Genomic DNA, 19,004 nt, shown 5'->3' on the forward strand with positions numbered 1-19,004 from the left:
AAAGAATCTTCGAAGCAAGAGGTAGTGATTTGGCTTTCATGTAGTAACTTTGCTCACCATGACTGAACTTCATCACTTTGAGTGAGTTTATCGCTCGTTGTATCTCCTGGGTTGAAGTGTGTATTCCTTTCTTTCTCATTCTGAACTCAAGCTCTCTTTGCACCAAGAATGCAAGGAAACAAACAACGAAATGACCCTTTATCCTTCTTGGTGTCCAGTGGAACATCGGTCTCACTTCATTTCTGGCATGTCTCTACCTTCGACTATTGATGCTCGCATTCCCCTGAGTGCATAAGTTGCAGGGGATAGTTTACCAACCAGCTGCATCCACAACGGTAGTACATCTATTTCGTAATACACCCCCGAAAACATGAGGAGCAAAGCCTGAAAGATGTGCACTACCTGAACTCCCTTCTCAGGTGAAATCAGGGGCAGTACTGCAGCAACTATTCCCAGTCCTACAAATGAGAAGCTCGATACTGCAAGAATCCCGGCTGCCGAAAAGAAGTTAGCTCTACCCTGGTTCAGATCAAAGAATATCGAAACTACGATCAATATCAGTCCGCTTCTCAGTATTCCATAAAGAAAGGCATAGCCACAAGTACTCAGCAGATGGGATGCCCTTCTAACAGGTGCCATGAATGTATCTCTATCGTCTCTTCCCACCTCTTTCAGGCAGCGGTTTCGGCCACTATCTCAAAGAGAATAGAGAGATAGCCCCAGAGTATCGATCCGAGCAACATGTAGAGGATCAAGTAACTAGTATCAAGTTTTGCTCCGGAAAACGATTCGACACCCTTACCAATGAACCCCATAGTCACAGAGTTTGCGATAGTATAAGCGAAGAATACGACTTCCCATTTCCAGTACCTCTTTGTGAAGTTGAAGTTCCTTTCAATGAAGGCCCAAGAGGCTCGGAGCTCTCGAGCAGTTGACTGCGAACTCATGCCGACTCTACCTCCTGATACTCTGCTTCCTCCATGCTCACACCGGTGAACTCGAGAAGGGCATCTTCGAAGCTCGGGTTCTCAATCCTTCCGAGCAACTGCTTCTTAAGCTCCAATGGTCTTCCGGAAGCTACAATTCTTCCGAGATGGATTATGGCCACATAGTCGCAGAGCTTCTCTGCTTCGTCCATGTTGTGTGTTGTCAGAAGCATCGTCGTGTTCATAGTCTCTTTTACATCTTTTATTAGGTTCTGTACATCTCTTTTTGCTCTTGGATCGAGTCCAGTTGTTGGTTCGTCGAGCAAGAGCATTCTCGGTTCAGTCATAAGAGCTCTAACTATGGCTACCTTTTGCTGCATGCCTCTCGAAAAGTCTTCGAGAGGATCTTTCAGTCTCTTCAGATCCAGACCGAACCTCTCTGCGAGAGAGTTGATCTTCCTCAAGGCTTCTCGTTTTGGTATTCCATAAAGTCCTGCCGCGAAACATAGGTTTTCGACAGCCGACAGTTTTCCGAAAAAACTGGCCTCGACGGATACCCTGTTTATCACTCTTTGAACCGCCGCAGAGTTATTCACTGAGTCATATCGAAAAATCGATATGCCCCCCTGTCAGGTATCAAGAGTGTGGAGGCAATCCTTATAAAGGTAGATTTTCCTGAGCCGTTTGGACCGAGAAGACCATAGATCTCTCCTTCCTTTATTCTTAAACTAACTCCTTTCAACGCTTTGACTTCCTTCTTGTTCTTCTTGAAAGTCTTTACGATACTATTGGCAAGCAAAGCGTCTGCCACTTTTTTCACCTCCTCAAAGATAATGAGGTCTGCTGAATTTGTTTTCCATTTCAACTTTCTGCTTTTCAACCAAACCATCGATAAAAGCACTCTTTGAGCCTCGTATTCTCCTCATAGTTGGGTTTCCTCCTGTTATCTGTTTACTTCGGAAGGTTATCAAGACTTTCCGTTTTGTGTATGAATGGCGGAAGGGCCCCGAAATCGTCACTTCTTTTCTTTCTTAGCGGAACGATTACTGTTGACATATTTACCCCCTTGGCCTTTCGGAGAACCTGTTCTGTTTCCGGCGGGCGAGGCTGGCTGTAACTAATGACGGGCTCTCCTCTCTTCGTTCTTGCATCCATTTGCTTCTCCGTAAAATCCTGCTAACTCAATGACCGCAATTTCCCATGACATTTGATCGCTTCCGATAGTCAAAAAAAAAGACCGTGGCTCTTACTCGCCACGGTCCTTCATTATTCCTTCTCGTTATACGATCTTATACCCCAAACGACGGAAGAAAGCGTGGCATAGCGCGGCATCACCGAAAATCCGGTTGAGGAAAACGGTTGCCTGAACTCTGAATCTAATTAACATCAAAATATACCTCCTTCCATAAGCTATTTTTTGCTGGCAAGTTCTAGCACAACGAGTAAGTATTTTAAACTTCAAAGTCAAAGATTCTCTAAAGCGTATTTTAACTTTAATGACCTTGCTCTGTCATGAGGTAAATAATTCTAGTTCTGCCTAAGATTTCTGAATTAGGGGGAACGGAATAAGCGGTACGACCGAGAGCAAAGTGAGCCAAATTACTCGCTGCAGCTGAGCATTAGACGTCCCGCCCTTCTGTTATTTGAACAGCAGATCAATCAGCTCTCCGTTACTATCAATAACATCGTCTGTAAAAGGGTCGCCAGGAAGTAAAATTACCTCGCCTCGACCCAGGGGGTATCTTCCTGATTCTCCGACCAACCGAGACAGCCCATCAAAGAAGACTCCATCAATCTCTCTTACTTCTTCGGTTATGCGTCCTTCATAGCTGCATGCAATACCCATATCTTCCAATAGCATGTTGTATGTGGACAAAACCTCCTCACTGATCTCTTCACCAGTTCCGGTAATTATTAGTGTCCCCCCATCTTCGACAAACTCTTTAATGATCAGTGCCTGTTGCGGCATGAGCATCTTCAGTCGCTCAAAACTTCCACCTGCACCTGGTAGAGGGAGGAGAAGAACGTTTATAGTATCGAGCTCTCCTGCCTTGAAAATCCTATCGGCAGCAAGAAGCTTATGACCCATATCTTCGAGTGACGTCTGCAACTTGGTTCGTTCGTTACTGGCGAAGTTAACGTGACTCCTATCCAGTAGAATGTTCAATGAAGATGCGCTCCTGATATTGAGTTTCAAAACTGAATATAGAATTGAGTCGAGAAAGAATGATAACTCTCCATCGTATTCCTCTACTTCCCTTCTTAAGTTAATTATTTTGGATTCAAACCCTTGGAGTGTGACGATTTCGCTGTGTATCTCTCCGCGGGAATTGGTAATCTGCAACAATGAAGAAGCCTCTCCTTGCTCAACATTGGAGAGCTGAAAGGAAAGCGTAACGCTCTCTCTCGGCTTCACGCTCTCAGGATAAGCGCTCGGGTTGTGAAGATGGATCGGGTGAGACCTCTGAATCCAGATTGGTGAAGATACCGCTTCCTCACCGTCTTTTCCCCTTGCGTATATGAAGAAGTACTGGAAACCCGTTCTTATATCAACGGCGAGCTCAAGAACACATTCATTGCCGTCAACCAGAAACTCTGCAAACAATCCTTCCAGAGAATAAACCCTGACTATTTCCAGCGGATCGTCTGCTGTATCCTTTATGGAGATACACAAATTAACTTGATCTGTATCATACACGATATCTCCCATGAAGGCTTCTTCGGTCGAGAAGTGAATCAAGATGTCCTTGTCTTCAGTCGCGTAGGTCCTTCGATTGATGAATGCCTCTAAAATCGCTTCTTCTGTCAGCTCGCGCGCATATACGGCTGTTCTGGAATCGTTTGCTCCTCCCCAGTTAGGTTTGTGGTTGTCTTGACCAAGAGTTGCTCCGAGATGCCAACCCTTGCCAAGTGCCTGAAGGTAAGCTTCGAACATCTCGTCTACAATTGTATCGTTTTCCCACCAGTTTCCGTTTCCTACTTCTATAAGGTTCATATGGAGATCTGCTTCCGGAGAGTACTGAAAATCTTTGAAGTTGTCTCCGAAGATTCTCACCGGGTGGTTGAACTGCCCAACTGCGTTACGTTCGATAATCCAGTCGTACAAATCCCATAGATCAGACTTGACTCTATCAGTCCAATCGCTGGTGCCGTAGACGTTGATGTGTCCGGTTCCAGTAGCCGTCCACTCGAATCCGGCAAGTGCCAGGAAATCGGCAGATGATGCTTGCCGGGCCGCCTCTATAGTTGCTGCAAGCTTATCTCTTCCGTCGGGGAGGTCCTGAACGAAGTAATAAGCGTGATCAGTTATAGCAAGAAAGTCAAGATTGGGTACACCCTTTGCATATGAATACGCTTCTTCAGGGAATCCAGTGCCATCAGAATAAGAAGTGTGAGAATGAGGATTTCCAAAGAAAAGCGTTAACTCCCCGCCAACGAGAATTATAGAAGCAAAGACCAGGAGAAACACTAGGATAAAATTCTTCATCAAATCACCCTTTCGCAGTTTGATTGTATGTCGATACGGAAAAAGACAACGATCAGTTGTTAATACAATCTATCTAGGCTGAAGCCTGATTTATCAGAATTCAGACTCCTTTTCGTTCTCTCGTTCACCTAAGTATAGTCTGCTTTGAAACATCTTTGAAAAAGCAGTCCATTTGCTTCCCTTTGAAGCTGTGGAAGCGTTGGTCTCGAAGCTATCAAGCTTCGAATCGAGATTGTCACAAAGCCATATGAGAATTGCTTCGCGGGTCTTTGGAGTAACGGGAGAACCGAACTGCAGTTCCCCATGATGACTCAGAACTATGTGGATCAGTGTCTTTCTTTTTTCTTCAGGAAAACCCTTGATCTTTGAAATCTCAATCTCAATGATTCTTGCGCCGATCGCTATGTGTTCCTCAAGGTAACCCTCATCTGAGTAGTCGAATTCGAATGATTCTGTGGTATATGATATTGTCTTTCCAATATCGTGGAAGAGTCCCCCGGTGATTATGAGGTCCCTGTCGATATTTGCTCTTGATCCAGAAACCTCAGTCAGAGCAAGTGCGTACTTGACTACCGAAAGGCTGTGTTCCGCAAGTCCTCCTATTCTGGCGTGATGATACATTTTGGCTGCCGGCGCTTCAAAGAAGTCTGGGCAAGGCCCGTCCTCTGAAATAAGCTTTTCTGCAAGGGCCTTCAGATAGTCGTCTTTGACAGAATCAATGAGTTCGCGTACTTCCGATACGATTCTCTCAGGATCTTCGACAACCGGAAGTAACTGTGAAATCGAACCGGAACTGTAGTTTTCCATCTCATCTACCGAGAACAGCCTTCTTATTTTAATACTCAACCCGTATCTATCATCCATAAGATAGTCAGCAAGGCCCACATTACCTATCACAGGTTCCAAACAGCCCTGTTCGCTTATCCATGCCTTTGCATCTATTCTGTTTCTGGAGTCTCCGACAATGCAGTCGTAGTAAGGACCTCTACTTCCTTCGACCCTTTTTGAACTGAAAATGAAGAAAAAGCCCTGCTTCGAGTTGACGAAGTTCTCTATTCTGTCGAAGGAAGTATCGTATTTTCTAAGGATTTCGGAAAGCACAGGGTATGTGCCGTTTTTTCCATCAATCATGGCAACTCTCCTTTTCGTGCTTTTTGAAGTCCCCAGGCGAGGTCTATTGATAAAAGAAACGTGCAGCAGCGACCTATTTCTCATTCCTTCTTGAGGTAGACTTCATTAGCAATTTTATCATTATGAAGAAGGCAATCGTAGCGACAAATATCGTAGGATAGCCTTCAAGAAAAATCGCGATGCTCCTAGAGACTGCTTCACTCATTGTCTGTGCTCCTTTCATCTTAAAAAGATCGCCAAGACTATGCTGCCGGCTAGAACGGAGCCGATCTGCCCGGCTACGTTCGCGCCTGTTGCGTACATTATTAAGAAGTTGTTTGGGTCTTCTTCGAGTCCCATCTTATGCACAACCCTTGCCGACATAGGAAAAGCCGATATTCCTGCTGCGCCAATCATAGGGTTAATCTTCTGTTTTCTAAATAGGTTGAAAACCTTTGCGAAAATGATTCCACCCATAGTGTCAAGTACGAAAGCAACTAATCCCATTAGAAGAATCAACAGTGTTCTGGAGTTCAGGAATGCGCTGGCCGTCATAGTAGAACCGATGGCGATTCCAAGAAACAAAGTGATGATGTTTGAGAGCTCGTTCTGAGCAGCATTACTCAACTTGTTCAGAACTCCCGATTCTCTTATCAGATTCCCAAACATGAGCATTCCGATCAGAGCTACACTTACAGGGGCGATGATACCGGCAAGAAGCGTAACAAGAATCGGGAAGAGGATCTTAACGTACTTGGGGACTTTTTCGGTTCTATTATCCATTCTTATTCTTCTCTCTTCCTTGGTGGTAAGCAGCTTAATAATGGGTGGTTGTACTACCGGAACAAGAGCCATATAGGAATACGCGGCGACTGAAATCGGCCCAAGCATGTGAATGGCCAATCTGCTTGCGACATAGATTGATGTCGGACCATCCGCGGTCCCGATTATCCCGATAGCGATCGCTTCTCTTATATCAAATCCAAGCAGAGCAGCCACAATTATCGTCAGAAAGATCCCCAATTGGGCAGCCGCTCCATAGAAGAACATGACCGGTTTTTGAAGAAGAGGTCCGAAATCGATCATCGCTCCGATCCCGATGAAGATCAAGGCAGGAAAGAGCTCATTTGCAATTCCAGCTTCGTATAGGATAGTTAGCACTCCATGTTCTCCAATAGCCGATGATCCCGGAATGTTTGTGAGTATTGCTCCGAAACCGATTGGAAGAAGCAACATCGGCTCGTATTCTTTCTTTATCGCTAGATAGATCAGAACTCCGCCAATAGCAAACATTATCAAGTTTTGCGCGGGAATAACGAAATTCGACAGTAGATTCATCAATGCTGCCTCCCAGAAATGAATTCAACTCCTAGCATGGAGAAATCAAGAACCGGCAAATTCGGAACTGCTTTCTTTATCAATACTAATACAAGCCGAAGGCTTTTGATCAGATGGGACAGATTTCCTGGTTCTTACCGACCTCTGATTCTACATGTTGGAATGAGTAATGTGGTAGGATTTGTAAAGTGAGAAGTTGGCTAGGAGGGGATCTCTTTGCGAGCAAGTTTTCCTGAGGACTTTCTTTGGGGTGTTGCAACGGCTTCTTATCAGATTGAGGGCGCAGACCTGCAAGAAGGTAAAGGGCCTTCGATATGGTCGGATTTCACCCATGAACCTGGACGAATAGATTCCGGGGAAAATGGCGATATTGCCTGCGATCACTACCACAGGTACTTGGAAGACATTGAGCTTATGACTAGGCTCGGAGTGAACTCCTACCGATTTTCCATATCCTGGCCAAGAGTGTTTCCTGAAGGCAGAGGACAGATAAACCAGATGGGAATCGATTTCTACGATAGACTGATTGATGAACTTCTTAAGAGGAGTATTCGGCCTGTTGTTACTCTATACCACTGGGATCTCCCTCTTAAACTGCAGAAAAGATTTAAGGGATGGGAGTCCCGAGAAATAAGGCATTACTTTGGCGATTATTCCAGCAGTATGTTCAGCAAATTCGGTGACAGGGTGAAGCTCTGGATAACTTTGAACGAACCGTATTGCTCATCCCACGTCAGTTACCTCTGGGGGGAACACGCACCCGGAAAGAGAGATTTGAGGATTTCACTTTCCGTTGCTCACAACCTTTTGCTTTCTCATGGTGAAGCGGTGAAGCGTTTTAGGGAGGAAGTAAGAGACGGCATGATTGGTCTAACCAATGTATCTGCTTTTGTTGAGCCTGCTAGCGATTCCGGAGCTGATCTTCGAGCGGCAAGACTCTATGATCAATTCGTAAACGGGTGGTTCTTTGAAACCCCAATCACTGGCGAGTATCCTTCCGAACTCTTCTCAAGGTTCGAGATTGCAGGAGTGAGCCCAACTATCGAAGATGAAGATATGGAACTAATATCCACGCCGTTCGACTTTTGGGGTGTGAATTACTATACAAGAAACCTTGTTAGAAGCCAAGAATCAAGCGTGCTTGGCAGCGAAGTTGTTCAGGGAGACCTCCCGAAGACCGAGATGGGATGGGAGATCTACCCAGAAGGTCTAGAAGGTTTTCTATTCAAGGTCTTCAAAGAATACGGAAGGAAACCGATCTATGTTACTGAGAACGGTATCGCAAGCAAAGATGCTTTGGTTGATGGCAACGTTGACGATGGTCCGAGAATTGATTACCTTAGAAAGCACTTTTCAGCTGCTCTTAACGCGATCAAGGGAGGAGTGGATCTTAGGGGCTTCTTTGTCTGGACTATGATGGACAATTTCGAATGGGCACGAGGTTACTCCAAGAGGTTTGGTTTGGTATACGTGGACTTCAAAAACGATCTGAAACGAGTTCCAAAGAAGAGTTTCAACTATTACAGGGATTTCCTTCGGTCTTTGTGAATCAGATTTTGGTAGACATAACTGACTTAGAAACGGTCGTTTCAACGTTTAACTCTTCGAACTGTGAACGCAGCAATCTAGACGCCGGTCTTAAAGAGAGGTATGTAATTAGCTTGTATGACAGGGGGTTTGCCAGATGATTGGAGTTATTGTCGATTCAGGTTGTGATCTTCCTGAACAGATGAAAGCAAGAGATAACGTTAGAGTTGTACCTTTGAAGATAATTCTGGATGGTAAGGAGTACAGAGACAACATCGACATATCCACACCCGATCTGCTTCACTATATGGAAGATAAGTTTCCCAAGACATCTCTTCCAAGACAGTCGGAAATCAGTGAGGCTTTTGACAGCCTTTATGAAAAGGGATTCAAGGAGATGCTTTATATTGGAATATCCAGCGGTCTGAGCGGAACGCTTGGTCAAGTGAAGACTTTTGTCAGAGACTTCTCCGAAAAGCACTCCGACGTGAAGGTCGAGGTAGTCGACTCAATGAATATTTCGATTGGCTCGGGGCTGCTCGCTATGAAGGGGATAGATATGATTAAGAGTGGTCTTGCCTTTGAAAAGGTTGTGAGCGAAATTCACGCTTCTGTAAAGAAATCTAAGGTTTTTTTCTGCATACCTGTTCTGAAGTTTCTAAAGGCTGGAGGACGAATAGGAAAAGTTACTGCAACTATAGGTGATATTCTTGACCTGAAACCCGTAATAACCGTTGGAGAAGATGGAGTCTATCACAGTGTTTCAAAAGAGAGAGGCATGAAGAGAGCCGTCAGAGCTTCTGTGAAGAATCTCTTGAACTTCATTGAAGGCAAGAGGCTTCTGAACATTGCCGCATATACTTCAGATAAGAGTGAAAAGACAATGGAATTCTTTCGAATGGTAATAGAAGAGATTAAGGCTGCAGGAATAGATGATGTGATAACAGGTCAAATTTCTCAGTCTCTTGTGTGTCATACAGGCCCTGGTCTCATAGGTGTTGCAGCGATTATTGAGTAATAAAAAAGAAAGCCGCCAATTGGCGGCTTAAAAGTCGGGATATTCCAGGGGGTTTCAACATGCACGTCCATTCAACAATATGGGGGGTAATGCGGACTTGCATATAACTTTCAGGTGCTTTGTCTTTTTTAATGACCGGTTGAGCTTTTGAGGTTGCAAGGGTTCTTATCTGTTTGAATTAATTGTACCCAAATTGATCGGGTTTGTCAAGATAGTAGAGTGGAATTATCGGCTTTTAGTTTGTAAACATTTAGTTAATAGGCATCTTCGCGTGTCTTCCAAAGATTTTCTAGTAGACAAAGTGATCTCTCTTGTAGTTGTTTTGCCAGTAAATTGCGATAATATGCAGTAGCACTGTTTGTATTACTCTACGTCGTCCGGAGATGTATTGATTGGATAAGAATCGGCAGACTAGGATTCTCTCGGTTTTTGAGGGTGCAATATACAATGGGTTCTTCTTGATAACTCAGGGTTTTCTTGGTACAGGGCTTGCACTCGAATTTGGGGCATCTGAACCGGCGATAGCCTTGATTGGCGTTCTTCCTTCGGTTTCCCAGTTCATTCAGCTGCTGGCTCCATCCTTCTTGAGAATTGTCAAGAGCCGAAAGCGGGCGATGATGATCTGCGCTTTCGCAAGCAGGCTGTCTACGGCTTTTATTCCTATCGCGCTTGCTCTTGGAATAAACGGGCAGTCACTTCTGCTGACTATTCTTGCCTTCTTCTCGCTTGCGGCGAGTCTTACCGGAAACTATTGGGTTTCGATTATAAGAGATGTGGCGCCGTTAAAAGGTGCTGCTAGATTCTTCAGCATGAGAAACGTGATATTCACTTTCACGAATATGTTTATAACGTTGTTCTACGCCTTTATCCTTGATTTGGTGCCCGGAAGAATGGGTTTCATTCTGATCACTGCTTTTGGAGTGGCAAGTGCATTAGTCAGCCTCGTGCTCTTGGGGTTTCATAACGATCCTCCCCACGAAATAAGTCATGGTCGAGGTTTGTTCAGGGCCGTCACTAAAGACATAAGGTTCAAGCCGTATTTGAGATTCTACTCCTTCTGGAGCTTCTCAATAGTTATTACCTCGCCCTTTTTCGCTTATCATGAGCTAGTCAACATGAAACTGGATTACTCATTTCTTAGTATACTGAATGTCTTCAGTTCACTCCTAACAATACTGTTTTACTTGTTGTGGGGAAAGATCGCTGACAAAATCGGGAGTCAGGCGGTCCTTGAGTTCGGGGTTCTTGGGGCTTTCCTCAAGACAATCCTGTGGTTGTTTATGGACACCGGGACGGTCTATCTGTTGTATATTGACGCTTTTATCGGGACCGCTTCATGGAGCGCCATAAACCTCTGTTTATTCACCACAATGCTCGACTTGCTTAGCGGGGTTGATGCCCAGTCTTATGCTTTGCTTTCATTCACCAACGGTGCCTCGGCTCTTGTTGGTTCCCTGGTGGGAGGATTTTTCGCTGCATATCTGAACAGGTTCACTTGGATGGTTGGTGGACACAGGTTTTTCGGCATCCAGATCCTGTTCTTCGTTACTTTTGTTCTGAAGCGTCTCTTTGATTTTCTTGAAGGGAGTCAAGACGAGAAAGGTGGTCTCTGTGTCGGGAATGGTTTTTAATTCGGCTGCAGTGTTAGCTAATCGACTTGCGGCAAGACCTAGAGAACTTATCGAAGTACTAATACATAAGAACAAGGCTAAACAACGGAAGGAGAGAAGAAATGGAAAGAGTGATTGAACGGTTCCTAAGGTATGTATCTGTAGAGACTACCTCAAGTTTTGAATCAGATTCGTTTCCATCAACTGCCAGTCAGCTTGATCTTGCTCATATTCTCAAAACGGAGATGGAGGAAATGGGTCTGAAAGGAGTGACATTGGATGACCACGGATATGTGATGGCGACTTTGCCGTCAAATGCTGGTGATGGACTTCCGGTTTTGGGATTCATAGCCCATATGGACACGAGCCCAGATGTGAGCGGCAAAGATATCAAGCCTTCAATTGTTGATTATGAAGGAGGCAAGATAGTCATTAACAAAGATAAGGATATTTTCATCGATCCCCGGCTCTTTCCTGAGCTCGAAGAGTATGTTGGTGAAAGGCTGATCGTGACAGACGGAACTACTCTGCTAGGAGCAGACGACAAAGCAGGAATTGCGGAGATTCTTTCCGCAATAGAGTACCTCATTTCAAACCCAGAGATCAAGCATGGCGAAATCCGACTAGGATTTACTCCTGACGAGGAAGTGGGAAGGGGAACTGAGTACTTCAATGTAGAGAAATTCGGGGCAGACTATGCTTACACAGTTGACGGAGGGGCTTTAGGCGAAATCCAGTACGAAACGTTCAACGCCGCAAATACCGAAGTTGTTGTAAAAGGCAGGAACATTCATCCTGGAAGTGCAAAAGGTAAGATGAAGAACTCGATACTGATAGCATGCGAGTTCAACGATCTGCTGCCTTCAAGTGAAGTACCTGCGGCAACGGAAGGTAGAGAAGGCTTCTTCCATCTGCTCAGTATAAGAGGTTCAGTGGAAGAGACAATTCTGAAGTACATCATTAGGGAGCACAATATGGAGAAGTTCGAACGAAAGAAGAAAATGATTAAGGAAATCGCGGTCTTCTTGAATTCGAAATACGGCGATGATACGGTGACTTTGCAGACAAGAGACTCCTATTACAATATGAAAGAGAAAATCGAAGAAAAGATGTTCCTTGTTGAAATTGCAGAAAGAGCTATGGAGAGTCTTTCAATTCGACCAAGGATTTCACCAGTGAGAGGGGGCACCGATGGCGCGCGTCTCTCTTTCATGGGTCTCCCAACACCGAACATCTTCACCGGAGGTCATAATTTTCACGGAAGATACGAGTATATCCCGGTAAGCTCGATGGAAAAGGCCGTTATGGTAATTGTGAAGATTGCAGAGCTGTTTTCTAGAAGAGAAAATCTGGATAGTTGAAGAAGTGTTCAGTATTTGATATTTCTAACAAACGAGCGATTGTTCCACAAGACAGTGAGAAGCGGCTTTGTTTTGGACGAAATGTCGTGGATAACTAAAGATGGGATTAAGTCATGCCTTTTTTTCTCTCAGGAAATAACAGGCCGCATGGTCTCTTCGAAAACTCTTTACCTGTCTTAGTAAAGTATTGGCAGGAACAATCTCCACTAATCGGTCTGTCAAGCTCTGTACTTCCATATAGTCTTGACTCTAAGTCTCAAACTTGACTTCCTAAGTTGAGAACTGGCGCTAAAAGGATGGAAATGAATGTAAATACTCTCTGGTACCAGGGGCTCCTTCTGAAGATAGATTAGAATCGGAAACATAGGGTTCACCAATAACATTAAGAGGGGATCCCCTCGGATGTGAGAAGACAGATTCGCCGATGTACCGGTGCGAATTATATGGAGAGACTACCGGAAAACGCTAGATAACATAGAGATGAATTCCACTGATCTGCTCAAGCGAGTGGCGACAAGAGCAAGAGCAACGAGTTTCTCATGAGCGATTCAGGAATTGTGTAATCTGTCTTCAAAGAGAAGCCGGTAGGTACGGGACTCGTGATCAATAATTGACTACCTTTTCCCATTATAACTGTACATCATTTTTGTGTTCGAGTCTTCCTCAATATACCCCATTCATGCACAATGATGCAAGATTAATCGTGATTCGCACAGTCAACCAGGACTTTGCGAATCCTTCTAGTTGTTGCTAAGGAAATACCTTTGCCGAGGAATCGGCCGATTTTCTCAAGGTCTATGGAGGTGAAAAATGTCAACCAGTTCCAGATTCATCAGGGGTGAGATAGGAAAGAATAACCCCCTATTTTCAATGGCTAGAGTAACGATCGAAACTGCTTTCTACGGGAATAACGTGATTCCGGTTTCTTCCCCAAGTGAAGCCTATAAACTGGCTAAGGACTCTCCTGGTACAATTGTGACGGATCTTCATGTCTTCAAACCCGAGAAGGTCGGACTTGAGTGTGACTCGCGAGTTCTGCTTTTCAACGATGGCGCCGTAACAGGCAGGTGTGCTACTGCCCGGAGAATCTTGGGGGAGCCAGGAGTAGATGAAGCGGAATACGGGGCAAAGATTCGGGAGGCAATCTACAATACAAGAAGTAGGAAAATGTATCATGCACAGGCCTATATAGGATTAGCTGAAAACTTCATGGTCAAGGCCCATCTTCTTGTTCCAGAAACTCACGAGAATCTTATCTATAACTGGCTACTGAACTTCCAGCCAATAAACGAATTCTATAATGGGATGTACGAGACCTCTGAAGGATTCGAAGGTGAGGGAGATATTTTCGTATTCTCCGACCCGGAATGGCAACATCCGGATCATCCGCTGGGACTATCGTTCTTTGATCCAGAACATAATTGCGCGGCAGTTCTTGGAATGAGGTACTTTGGCGAATTCAAGAAAGGTACTCTAACCCTTGCCTGGGGTTGTGCCAACAGGCGCGGATTTGCAGCTTGCCATGGCGGTCAGAAGAGATACAATCTTCAGGACAGAAAATTCGTGGTCGGGTTCTTCGGACTCTCAGGTTCGGGGAAATCGACATTAACGCATGCCAAGCATGGCGGTAAGTATGATGTAACTGTTCTTCATGACGATGCTTTTGTCATTTCCTCTTCAGACGGTTCCTCTGTGGCGCTAGAGCCTTCGTATTTCGATAAGACCTCTGATTATCCCTTGAGCAGTGAAGACAATAAGTATCTTCTATCTGTTCAAAATGTCGGAGCTACTCAAGATGATGAGGGGAGAATAGTCATCGTGACCGAGGATATAAGGAATGGAAATGGTCGTGCAATCAAGTCGAAGCTATGGTCACCCAACAGAGTAGACAGATTTGACGAGCCGGTAGATTCGATAGTATGGCTAATGAAGGATCCTTCGATTCCCCCTGTGGTTAGAGTTGTTGATCCCGTTCTTGCATCAACCATGGGAGCTACCCTTGCGACGAAGAGAACCTCTGCAGAACGCCTTGCGCCAGGCGTGGATCCCAATGCATTGGTAATCGAACCATACGCTAATCCCTTCAGAACCTACCCCCTTTCTGCTGATTTTGACCGTTATCTCGAGCTGTTCACAAGTAGAAGCATCGATTGTTACATTTTCAACACAGGATACTTCCGTGATCTGAAAGTTCCAAAAGACCTTACTCTTCAGATTCTTGAGTTGATAGTGGAGAGGCGGGCCGAGTTTGTTCCCTGGGGTCCGTTCACTGAACTGGAGACAATGGAGATTAAAGGATTCATCCCCGATCTTACTGACGAGAGTTATAAGAAGCTGGTAAGAGATAGATTGGTTGACAGACTGAACTTTCTTCGATCCAGAGAAATTGAAAGAGGAGGTTTTGACAAGCTGCCTGCTGAGGCAGCAGAGTCGATTTATTCACTTGTTGAGAGATTAAAATAGTCTTGTCCGTTAGTGGAGCCGCCAGAAGGCGGCTCTTTTTACCTTATTCGAATCATAGAGATAAATAAAAAGGATTCCTGACTGGCGTCAGGAATCGAAGGGGGAATTGCTACGAAACGAGGAGTTGTCCGGATTGCGGCTAACTTTGTTATGTGAACGAGTTCATTGTGAATACATAATAAATGAAGTTAACCGTCAACCATTCAAAGAGATTATACAACTTATTTTTAAAGAAATCAAACCGTCTTTATTATGTAAATGGATGTGCAAATTTACATATTTGGATCTCCGATAACTCCACAGTCTTTCATCAAATTGCCAGTACTGAGCCAGGAGAATTCAGGAAGCGCCATTAGTGAAACACCTTGAATAATGTAATTGTTACATTCTTAGCATAGTATGATTGTAATTACCTTGTTTTGCTAATCGTCCACGGGAGGTTTCTTAGTTTGAGGGTGTTAATTACTGGCGCGAGAATGTGGTATGCGATCAATGCTATCAGACTTCTGGCTAGAAATGGGCATGATGTTTTTGCTGCGGATAGCAGTAAGTTCAGTGGGGGCCTTTATTCGAGGTACTTAAAGGGGAAGTTCGTCTATCCATCGGTCAGCGATGATAGCGAAGGATTTATCAACGAGATTCTGGAAAAGACAGATAAAATGAAGATAGATGTGATATGCCCGACGTTTGAGGAGGGCTTTGTTATAAGCAAGTACCTGCATCTATTTGAGGGTCGGGTCAAAGTTCTGGTGCCTTCATACGATCACATCAAGCTTCTTCATGACAAATTCACTATGACAGATTACGCGAGGTCACTTGGAATATGTGTTCCTAGAACAGCATTGCTTGGGGAATTTGAGCCTAACGGCAGTTCGTTCCCGCTTATAGTGAAACCGCGTAATCAAAGGTCCGCCGAAGGAATAGTGAGAGTAAGTTCTTCCAAAGAGTTCGAGAAGATTTCGAAAGCGCTAGATGGAAAGAGATTTCTTGTTCAGGAATGGAAGCCGCCTCAACAAATATGTACTACTGGGTTCGCCTACAATGGTAAAATGATAGGAAATGTTATCTACAAGAATGTAAGAGAGTATCCGGAATCCGGAGGGATAGGAACTTGCAGGATCTCCATTGAATGTGATTCGGTCTTGAGAGACGTTGAGAAAATCGTCGGCAACCTCAATTACTCGGGATTCATATCAACGGATTTTCTCTATGATAAGGAAAGAGACGAGTATTATCTGGTTGATGTTAATCCGAGGATGAGTCCCGGACTCTTGGTGGCATATTGTTCGGGAGTAGATATGGTAAAGGCATATATGGACTTGGTGACCGAGAACAGAGTCGAGCAGATTATGTCGCCAGAAGTGGGTAATGGCACTTATACAACTGCATTGGAAATAGGCTGGTTCTTCAGCGTGCTGTTCAAAGGAAAGTTTGGTAAAATGAAAGCCTTCTTCAAGAACAGAAAGAGACTGAGAGACGACTCATGGGACATCCGTGATCCGGCACCGTTCTTTGTGATGCTAATGTCAATGCTTTACACAGCGATTCTTGGGCCTCTTAAGGGTGGCCAGACTAAGAGTTTTTCTCTGGGAGCAACCTGTGATATAGAGAGCCTCTGTGAAGAGGCGGACTCGAATGAAGTGAGGAAAGCCGTTTGACCTTTGATCGATGAAGAGAGCCCTTTGTCCAGTCCTTCTTCTCGATTTGCTGGTAGGAAGGAACCCTGGATCATCGTTATTCCAATATCTGCTATAATGATTTTTGTAGAACAGGCTTGAAAAGTATCCCTTTTCCAGATGCACTTGTTTGTTGTTTTCAGCAAGAAGATCCAGCTAGCAGGTTTTTTGGAGTGATAAGCATGGGAGTGTTCGAAGGTTTTAACAAGACGGTGTTTGTGCTTTCTTATGTTCTCTTGGCGGGTGGTGGACTACTAGTCTCAATCTTCATGACACCTCTGCGAGATCCTAGAACTGAAGCCAGAGTACAGGGTTATCTTTGCTCTTTTTGGGAGACTATTAGAATACCGGCAGTGGCTACTTTGTTTGTGATTGTTGGCACTGCCTTATCTATCATACTGATCAGTTCACTGTCGATTATATGGAGTTTGGTCTTCTTCGGTTCAATCGCCTCTGCCGCGCTCTTTTGGTACAAGGCAGATCGGTTGATAATAAAGGGGGCCAGTGATCCCAGGTCGATGGTAGAGGTCGACAAGAAGAGTTTTCATAGATATCTGATATACTCAGATCTTTGCATATTATTGTCAGCGGTTTCCATCGCGTTCTTGATGTTATGAGGTCTCATCAAGAGTTTCAGAGAGCCTGTCAAGTTCATCATCCAGCATTTCTCTTTCCTGGAGTATTTCTAGAAGTCTTGATTCAATTCTCTCTATGCCAGTATAAAGGTCTTGAAGTTTTTCGTAATCTGTTGAGAAAAGGCCCATCTTCAGCTGTGCCGTTTCCAACTTCCTTGATAGTTCGTTCTCTTCAACTTCCAACTGCTGAAGTCTTTCAAGGACTGACTTTTTCTTGTTGGATAGTCTACGCCGCTCCTGAAAGGTTAGCCTCGCATATTCGTTGCCCGTAGAATCGATGTTTCTCTGGTTTCTTCTAAGGTATTCTTCAACAGAAGATACCGCCTTTAACTTCTTCCCATCTATCATCAGGAAGTGATCACATACGTTCTGTACGAATTCTCTGTCATGTGACACTAGGATTATGCAACCCTCATACTCTTTCAGAACCTCTTCAAGGCTCTCAATAGACCAGATATCTAGGTTGTTTGTAGGCTCGTCCATCACTAGAACGTTTGGTTTCGATAGAATAAGTTTTGCCAGTGCTAGCTTTGTTCTCTCTCCTCCACTCAAAGATGGAACTGGTTTGAACACATCATCGCCCGGGAAACCGAATCTTCCAATGTACTTCCGCACTTCGTAATCCGGCTGCCCCCGCATCAATTGCCAAATCTCGCTTATCACATCATTAGATGGGTTCAGATCTTCAGTAAGCTGCGACAGGTAGCCCCAGCGAACATTATGACCCCAAGTTATTTGCCCAACGTGCTCCTCAAGATTCTCAGTTATTATCCTCAGCAAGGTTGTCTTCCCACTTCCATTGGGGCCCAAAAGTCCAATCTTGTCCCTCCTGTGCACTTCTGCAGAGGCGCCGTTGAAAAGTTTCTTGCTTCCAAATCCGAACGACAGTCCTTCGATCTTCAAAACTGAGTAGCCGGTTCTGTCTGGCTGAGGGAGTCTGAACTTAGTTGGCCTGATTTCCTCGTCTGGAAGATCTATAGTTTCAAGCTGATCCTTGAGTCTATCTCTTTGCCTCTCCTTATTAACTGCTTGTTTTATGAACTTCTCTTGACCCCAAAGTCTGTATCTTTTTGCAACTGCATCCAGCCTATCAATTTCTCTTGAAAGGTTCTCTCGTGTCCTCAATCCACTCTTAACCATGATCTCTCTGTCAGACTGATATTTGTCATATGTTCCGGCGAAATCCCAGAGAGATCCTCCATTCAGCTCCCAGAATCTGTTTCCAACATTCCTTATCAGATACCTATCGTGAGTGACAACCAGGAGCGCACCTTTATAGCTCTTCAGGAAATCAACCAACCACTCCGTTGATTCAAGATCCAGATGATTAGTTGGCTCGTCTAGCAAGAGAATATCGTGGTCGACAAGAAAGAGCTTTCCAAGTGATATTCTTGTGAGTTCTCCTCCGCTGAAGGTTTCCAAATGTCTTTCCCAATCTTCTTCGTAGAATTCCAAACCTACCAAAATGCTTCTCACTCTTCTATCATAAGAATAGAACTCTTCCGTATCCAGAGGAACATTTGATTTGTCTTGCAGGTAGTACTCCATAAGCGTCATTTTCTCATCGGGAATTCTGCTCTGAATCTGATAACCAATCTTTACGTTTGACGAATGGAAAACCTCTCCTTCAGTTGGAGAAAGCTCTCCTGCTATGATTCTCATTAGGGTGGATTTTCCGCTTCCGTTCTTACCGAGAAGGATAATCTTGTCTCTCTTGTCTATTGAGGTTGAGACTTCATCAAACAGGAAGTCCTGACCATAATCATGTCCCACTTTGCTAAGAGTTAACAGCATATAGCTTCCCTTCTTGTTCTTTGTCAGTCATAATGATACAACATCTCCGGCTGTTTTGA

Annotated in this window: 16 protein-coding genes and 1 pseudogene; 7 read left to right on the plus strand and 10 right to left on the minus strand. The window is 44.4% G+C overall.

Features of this window, described 5'->3' with window-relative positions:
* From RJ60_RS15800 to RJ60_RS10350, 9 genes and pseudogenes are all read right to left on the minus strand, one after another.
* Positions 1–226: pseudogene (locus RJ60_RS15800) on the minus strand (IS1634 family transposase); the annotation flags it as partial.
* 5 nt (positions 227–231) lie between these two features.
* The gene (locus RJ60_RS16260) at positions 232–639 is read right to left on the minus strand and encodes an ABC transporter permease (protein WP_258006277.1); all 408 of its coding nucleotides are present in this window, start codon (positions 637–639) and stop codon (positions 232–234) included.
* A 32-nt stretch (positions 640–671) separates the two neighbouring features.
* Positions 672–947, minus strand: coding sequence for a hypothetical protein (locus RJ60_RS16265; protein ID WP_243392316.1), 276 nt, complete (start codon positions 945–947; stop codon positions 672–674).
* On the minus strand, positions 944–1,495 hold the full coding sequence (locus tag RJ60_RS10330) for an ABC transporter ATP-binding protein (protein WP_308410913.1): 552 nt from the start codon (positions 1,493–1,495) through the stop codon (positions 944–946). Before RJ60_RS10330 ends, RJ60_RS16265 begins: the two co-directional genes overlap by 4 nt.
* Positions 1,496–1,518: 23 nt before the next feature.
* The gene (locus RJ60_RS16430; RefSeq protein WP_279300415.1) at positions 1,519–1,737 is read right to left on the minus strand and encodes an ATP-binding cassette domain-containing protein; all 219 of its coding nucleotides are present in this window, start codon (positions 1,735–1,737) and stop codon (positions 1,519–1,521) included.
* 828 nt (positions 1,738–2,565) lie between these two features.
* Complete coding sequence (locus RJ60_RS10340) at positions 2,566–4,413, minus strand: CehA/McbA family metallohydrolase (protein ID WP_103134686.1); 1,848 nt, start codon at positions 4,411–4,413, stop codon at positions 2,566–2,568.
* Positions 4,414–4,506: 93 nt separating this feature from the next.
* Positions 4,507–5,544: a 3'-5' exoribonuclease YhaM family protein gene (locus tag RJ60_RS10345; protein ID WP_103134687.1), complete on the minus strand. Its 1,038-nt coding sequence runs from the start codon at positions 5,542–5,544 to the stop codon at positions 4,507–4,509.
* 73 nt (positions 5,545–5,617) lie between these two features.
* Entirely contained in the window at positions 5,618–5,749 is a 132-nt protein-coding gene (locus tag RJ60_RS16270) for a hypothetical protein (RefSeq protein ID WP_258001940.1), read from the minus strand.
* A 14-nt stretch (positions 5,750–5,763) separates the two neighbouring features.
* Complete coding sequence (locus RJ60_RS10350) at positions 5,764–6,861, minus strand: sodium ion-translocating decarboxylase subunit beta (RefSeq protein WP_099829849.1); 1,098 nt, start codon at positions 6,859–6,861, stop codon at positions 5,764–5,766.
* Between the two features lie 216 nt (positions 6,862–7,077).
* Here RJ60_RS10350 and RJ60_RS10355 point away from each other — a divergent pair, with 216 nt between their 5' ends.
* The 7 genes from RJ60_RS10355 (at position 7,078) to RJ60_RS10385 (ending at position 17,133) form a co-directional block, all read left to right on the plus strand.
* A complete protein-coding gene (locus RJ60_RS10355; protein ID WP_099829850.1) occupies positions 7,078–8,409 on the plus strand; it encodes a GH1 family beta-glucosidase in 1,332 nt (443 codons plus the stop codon).
* A 136-nt stretch (positions 8,410–8,545) separates the two neighbouring features.
* Complete coding sequence (locus RJ60_RS10360; RefSeq protein WP_103134688.1) at positions 8,546–9,406, plus strand: DegV family protein; 861 nt, start codon at positions 8,546–8,548, stop codon at positions 9,404–9,406.
* A gap of 392 nt (positions 9,407–9,798) precedes the next feature.
* Positions 9,799–11,037, plus strand: a complete 1,239-nt coding sequence (locus RJ60_RS10365) for an MFS transporter (protein ID WP_258006278.1) — start codon at positions 9,799–9,801, stop codon at positions 11,035–11,037.
* Between the two features lie 101 nt (positions 11,038–11,138).
* Positions 11,139–12,377 (plus strand): peptidase T, encoded by a 1,239-nt coding sequence (gene pepT, locus RJ60_RS10370; protein WP_103134689.1) that lies wholly within the window; start codon positions 11,139–11,141, stop codon positions 12,375–12,377.
* 810 nt (positions 12,378–13,187) lie between these two features.
* Positions 13,188–14,840 carry a phosphoenolpyruvate carboxykinase (ATP) gene (locus RJ60_RS10375; protein WP_103134690.1) on the plus strand — a complete coding sequence of 551 codons (1,653 nt, stop codon included), beginning with the start codon at positions 13,188–13,190 and terminating at the stop codon, positions 14,838–14,840.
* Between the two features lie 455 nt (positions 14,841–15,295).
* Positions 15,296–16,498, plus strand: a complete 1,203-nt coding sequence (locus RJ60_RS10380) for an ATP-utilizing protein (protein WP_258006280.1) — start codon at positions 15,296–15,298, stop codon at positions 16,496–16,498.
* 200 nt (positions 16,499–16,698) lie between these two features.
* Positions 16,699–17,133, plus strand: coding sequence for a hypothetical protein (locus RJ60_RS10385; protein ID WP_103134692.1), 435 nt, complete (start codon positions 16,699–16,701; stop codon positions 17,131–17,133).
* On the opposite strand, the gene abc-f is transcribed toward RJ60_RS10385, so the two are convergent.
* Positions 17,128–18,945 carry a ribosomal protection-like ABC-F family protein gene (gene abc-f, locus RJ60_RS10390; RefSeq protein ID WP_099829856.1) on the minus strand — a complete coding sequence of 606 codons (1,818 nt, stop codon included), beginning with the start codon at positions 18,943–18,945 and terminating at the stop codon, positions 17,128–17,130. The two genes, RJ60_RS10385 and abc-f, sit on opposite strands and share 6 nt — an antisense overlap.
* Positions 18,946–19,004: the final 59 nt, after the last annotated feature.

It is taken from the genome of Mesotoga sp. B105.6.4, from assembly GCF_002896535.1.
GTDB lineage: Bacteria > Thermotogota > Thermotogae > Petrotogales > Kosmotogaceae > Mesotoga.

Excerpts from the sequence above, each read along its gene's own strand:
- RJ60_RS16265 (WP_243392316.1), bottom strand. The coding sequence starts at position 947 with ATGAGTTCGCAGTCAACTGCTCGAGAGCTCCGAGCCTCTTGGGCCTTC.
- pepT (WP_103134689.1), top strand. The coding sequence starts at position 11,139 with ATGGAAAGAGTGATTGAACGGTTCCTAAGGTATGTATCTGTAGAGACT.
- RJ60_RS10340 (WP_103134686.1), bottom strand. The coding sequence starts at position 4,413 with ATGAAGAATTTTATCCTAGTGTTTCTCCTGGTCTTTGCTTCTATAATT.
- RJ60_RS16260 (WP_258006277.1), bottom strand. The coding sequence starts at position 639 with ATGGCACCTGTTAGAAGGGCATCCCATCTGCTGAGTACTTGTGGCTAT.
- RJ60_RS10345 (WP_103134687.1), bottom strand. The coding sequence starts at position 5,544 with ATGATTGATGGAAAAAACGGCACATACCCTGTGCTTTCCGAAATCCTT.
- RJ60_RS16270 (WP_258001940.1), bottom strand. The coding sequence starts at position 5,749 with ATGAGTGAAGCAGTCTCTAGGAGCATCGCGATTTTTCTTGAAGGCTAT.
- RJ60_RS10350 (WP_099829849.1), bottom strand. The coding sequence starts at position 6,861 with ATGAATCTACTGTCGAATTTCGTTATTCCCGCGCAAAACTTGATAATG.
- RJ60_RS10375 (WP_103134690.1), top strand. The coding sequence starts at position 13,188 with ATGTCAACCAGTTCCAGATTCATCAGGGGTGAGATAGGAAAGAATAAC.
- RJ60_RS10385 (WP_103134692.1), top strand. The coding sequence starts at position 16,699 with ATGGGAGTGTTCGAAGGTTTTAACAAGACGGTGTTTGTGCTTTCTTAT.
- abc-f (WP_099829856.1), bottom strand. The coding sequence starts at position 18,945 with ATGCTGTTAACTCTTAGCAAAGTGGGACATGATTATGGTCAGGACTTC.
- RJ60_RS10360 (WP_103134688.1), top strand. The coding sequence starts at position 8,546 with ATGATTGGAGTTATTGTCGATTCAGGTTGTGATCTTCCTGAACAGATG.